The organism is Salipiger sp. (assembly GCF_059781815.1).
Genome location: NZ_JBYNAH010000307.1, coordinates 1 through 4,412, shown reverse-complemented (window position 1 = coordinate 4,412; position 4,412 = coordinate 1). Strand labels below are relative to the sequence as shown.

The following is a 4,412-nucleotide window of genomic DNA, read 5'->3' as shown; positions in this document are numbered from 1 at the left end:
TTCCAGCCAGCCGCCGTCATCGCCCTGGAAGAGGTCGTGCAACATGGTGCCGCCAGCAGACTCATAGGCATCGATGCCGACAAAGACAGCACGACGATCGGATGCCCGCACCGAGGTTTCCGTCAGCATCCGCCGGATCTGATAGGGCTCCTTGTTCCAGGACGAGCGGATCGCCTCCCAGACCTGAACCTGGCGCTCATGATCCGGGTTAACCGTCAAGGCCATCAGCTGCTCCAGCGTCATTTCATCCTCGGCATAAAGCTCGAGCAGGGCAGGGGCCACGACGGCGAGTTTCAAGCGCTGTTTGATCACCTGCGGCCTGACGAAGAAGGCGGTTGCGATCTCTTCGTCGCCCTGACCCTTCTCCTGCAGCGCCACGAAGGCGCGGAACTGATCGAGTGGATGCAGGACAGCGCGCTTCATGTTCTCGGCGAGCGAGTCGTCTTCGGCGAGGATCGTGGACTTCGCATCCCGCACGAAGCAGGGAATGGGCGTCGTCTTGGCCAGGCGCTTCTGCTTCACCAAGAGTGACAGGGCCTGGAAGCGCCTACCGCCAGCGGGTATTTTGAACTTGCCTGTCTCGGACCCATCATCCGCCAGAACGGGCCGGACGCACAGGCTTTGCAGCAACCCGCGGCGGGCGATGTCTTCGGCCAGTTCCTCGACCGAGATGCCGGCCTTGATGCGCCGGACGTTGGACTGGCTCAGCACGAGCTTGTCGAAGGGAATGTCCCGGAACGGGGACTGGGTGACTTTCTGGGCAGGTTTCGCCATCAGATCTCCTCCACGACGGGCGCCGGAAGCCACTCTTCCGATCTCACTTCCCGTCACCCTCAAACCAACAACCCTTTCCCTCTCATATTCTGACGCTCGCGAGGCAGGACTTTAACAGCTGTTAAGTCGACAGTCCCGAGGTGGCGGAAAAGTACGCAGTCTCTCAACCTTAACAGCTGTTAAGCTGCAGATCGTCGCCCAATCAATGCCATGACCATCGGCCCACAGGAGAACTCGCCGGCCGCAGCTTTGGCAGTCAGAGCTCGCAAGTATCCACCAGGCGATCTTATGTCGGCGAAGCGTTCCAGCATCGCAGCAACGACGATCGACGCTTGCTCCGGACCCATGAACCGCGGTGCTTCTTCCCATGCAGACGCACTGATCCCCATGGCTGGCCGCACATGGCCCGCCGCATCGAAAAGCTGATGCCAATGCCGGATCTCACCTTGGTAGAAGGTCTTCAGCGAGGGACATGCCGCTATCACTAGGTGAAGCGGGATCTTTGGCAGATGTCTTGTGTCCTGTTCATCAACGTCAGCCACCGGCTCATTCGTATCCACATCTGGCACACCCGCCGCCGCCCCGCTTTTTTCTAAAGCCGGCTCAAAATCTATAGATTCTTTATTTGAATTATGATGGTGACGCTCAGATTGGGCATCATTGGTGTTCATTTCTTCTGTTTCAGGGCCATCAATGATGTTGCGTGCCTGGTCAAGGAGAGCTTCAAGATCGGCTCGATAGGCCGCGAGGTCCTCAATTGAAAGCTTGCGGCGAAGCGCGCGGGCTGTGAGGGCAGCCTTGTCGCGAAGCTGATCCCAGAAGCCTAGGCCTGGCTGCATCTCGTCTCCGAACTCGGCGAGGGCCGCGAGATCGCGTCGCATGAGGCTTACGACCTCTCTCAGGCGCCTGACGCGCTCCTCAGCCTCACGTACGGCCTCTGCGGCCCGTGCTATCTCCTCGGACTGGCAGTAGAGCGGGGAAAGATCGAAGCCAAAGGCGACGCGGTCTTCGCCGTGCTTGCGGACGTAGCGCTTCCCATTGGGGCTATCGCGCCGCTGGAGCAAGCCAGCCTCGACGAGACGCGCGAGGTGACGACGCATCGTTGAGCACGGCATGCCATTCAGGCGCTCGCAGATCGCCTTGTTCGAGGGGAAGACGACCATCTCGGCGTTCCCGCCAAGCGCATCGTCCGGAAAGAAGCTGAGGAGCCCCTGCAAAACAGTCAGATCACGTTCCGAGACCCCAAAGGCCGCTTGCGCCTTGGAGAGCTCGCGCAGGAGTTCCCACTTGTTAACGGGTCTGGCCGGAACAGATGCCTCGGGTCGCTCGATGACGCGCAAATGAGCGTGCGAAATCGGCCGCATAAACGGCGAAATTGGTGTGTACTCCATGAAAATGTTCACGAAGACAAAAATTCTAGGGCCCGCGAATCGCTTTGCGCTTGCGGGGTAGGGGCCAGAACGCTACATTCAGAAGTGCGAAAACTGAGATTTTGTAGCGGGCTGATCCCGGTGCGAAACCTTACAAAGGTCTCGTGAAGCTAGCTTCTCGGGGCCTTTTTCTTTTTGCCTGTATCGTGCCTCCTTCTTGTTGGTTGCTCTTCCTCAGTCTTCTGAACGCTTCCAGCGCTCATGAAGCTCGGTAATCAGCTTTGGGGCATTGCCCTCCAACCAGCTGATAAAATCAGGTTCATCCGTAGTCAGATCGAGTTTAAGCTGCTTGCCTTGGCGGCTGGTCTTGACCGTCGCAGCTCCGACACCGGGGATCGCCAAAGCAGGCACGCCTTTTCTAGACGGGCTTGCTTTCTTCTCTGCGCTCTTCGCGGCTGCCAGAACTGCGAGAAACGCACGCTCAGAAACCTCATCGACCGAGCCGGAACTTTCGGACTTGGCTGCATGAGCTACGGCTTGCAGTTGGTCTCGATCACCGTCGTAGGCACCCAAAGCCTTTTTGAGCTCTTCCCATCTCGGGCGACCAATCCCGGGAGCCGCACCAATTGCCTGGATGAGTTCCTCGCCGACCGTCCGAACGACACTCAAGAGTTGTGAAACCCCGGCTTCGTGGAGGTTAAGGACTTCGGCGACACCTCGATTGGTGCGCTCAGCCCCTTCCAAATGATCACCGTCCAGAAGTGCCGTCGCAACGAGCGCACGCTCAATAAAGCTCAGATCACGACGCTCTTGGTTCTCGAGAAGCTGATCTCGAAGCGCTTGATCACTCTCAACCTCTGTGACGATGGCTCGAACTTTGATACCGAGTTCGCGACATGCTTCCAAGCGTCTGCGGCCATAGATCAGGTTGTAGCGATCGCCTTCCAGTGGGCGCACCAAGACGGGCACACGCTGACCGTTCTTGGAAATAGAGTTCTTCAGGCCCTCAACTTCAATCTGAAGCCTGTCATCCAACCGTCCTTCGGTAAGGATCTGCGCCGGATCGATCTCAAATACACCGCCACGCAGTCGGCGCCCTTCAAGAGCGTCAGGAGCGTTGCGAAGGGTCTGCAGCGGCAGGCCAAGTTTAGGCTTTCTTGCCATTCCGACCCCATGTGTTCTGGATGATTTCAGCGATCTCATCGTTCACTGCGTTCATGGATTCGATCGCACGATCAAACGTCTGACGCGTGAAGTCCTTTTTGTCAGCTTCGTAGAGCGTTTGCTTGGTCAAGCCGGCATCAGATATTGCGGTCGATTCAACCATGTGATTGGTCAGGACCGACCTCCCAAACAGCCCGCGAATGAAGGCGATGACTTCGGTTTGTGGCGCGTCGCCGACTTTGTATCGCGTTGGCAAGAAGCGCAGCCAATCGAAGCGCAGATTTGCGCCTGCATCCCTGATCACTCCCAGGAGATCCGCAGTCATTCGCAGGAATTGAGACATCGACATGAGGTCAAGCATCTGCGGGTGAACCGTCACGAGGACACCCGAGGACGCAGAAAGTGCTGACATCGTCAAGAAACCAAGCTGCGGCGGGCAGTCGATCACAACAACGTCGTAGTTTGCTTCAACACTATCGAGTGCGTCATGAACTCTCGCGAAGAACGCCTTCGCTCCGCCTCGCTGGATAGCAGCAGGCGTCTCGTGCTCGAACTCCATGAGTTCAAGGTTGCCCGGGATAAGATCAAGGCCGCGGATGTAAGTCTTGCGGATCACTTCGGCGATCGGAACCGGATCGTCGTAGCGAACGGCATCATAGAGGGTTCCGCCCTCCATAAGGTCGAGTTCTGGCTGGATTCCATGAAGAGCCGAAAGAGATGCTTGGGGGTCGAGATCGATCGCAAGAACCCTGTACCCCTTTAGCGCCAAGCGCTGAGCGAGGTGAGCAGACGTCGTCGTTTTGCCGGAGCCGCCCTTGAAGTTCACCACTGATATGACTTGAAGCTCGTCACCGTCGCGACGCCCAGGCACGTAAGTTCCAGACTTTTTTGCATTTCCTTCAAGCGTCTGCCGGATTTCCCAGATATCGTCGAGCGTATAGCGGCGATGACTTCCCGCCGTCGTCTCGACGTCAACGATCTTTCCTTCTCGATGAAGCTTCCGAAGATAGGTATGGTCGACGCCAAGGAGCTCAGCAGCTTCGCCGCTGGTCAAAGTGCGCATCACCTTCTTTGCATCTGGTGGGAAGTGCGCAGCGCGCTGAG

At 57.6% G+C, this 4,412-nt stretch carries 4 protein-coding genes; all 4 read right to left on the bottom strand.

The features are described 5' to 3' along the window. Positions 1 to 774, bottom strand: a 774-nt coding sequence (locus AC6RA4_RS23540) for a ParB/RepB/Spo0J family partition protein (RefSeq protein ID WP_500164431.1), incomplete at its 3' end; no start/stop codon positions are given. Positions 775 to 953: 179 nt separating this feature from the next. Next, positions 954 to 2,165, bottom strand: a complete 1,212-nt coding sequence (repC, locus tag AC6RA4_RS23535; RefSeq protein ID WP_500164433.1) for a plasmid replication protein RepC — start codon at positions 2,163 to 2,165, stop codon at positions 954 to 956. 213 nt (positions 2,166 to 2,378) lie between these two features. Then, the gene (repB, locus tag AC6RA4_RS23530; RefSeq protein ID WP_100161449.1) at positions 2,379 to 3,308 is read right to left on the bottom strand and encodes a plasmid partitioning protein RepB; all 930 of its coding nucleotides are present in this window, start codon (positions 3,306 to 3,308) and stop codon (positions 2,379 to 2,381) included. Then, a partial coding sequence (repA, locus tag AC6RA4_RS23525; protein WP_500164429.1) for a plasmid partitioning protein RepA occupies positions 3,292 to 4,412 on the bottom strand: 1,121 nt, incomplete at its 5' end. The genes repA and repB, both read right to left, overlap by 17 nt.

Coding starts and splice junctions, on each gene's coding strand:
- repC (WP_500164433.1), bottom strand. CDS start 2,165: ATGGAGTACACACCAATTTCGCCGTTTATGCGGCCGATTTCGCACGCT.
- repB (WP_100161449.1), bottom strand. CDS start 3,308: ATGGCAAGAAAGCCTAAACTTGGCCTGCCGCTGCAGACCCTTCGCAAC.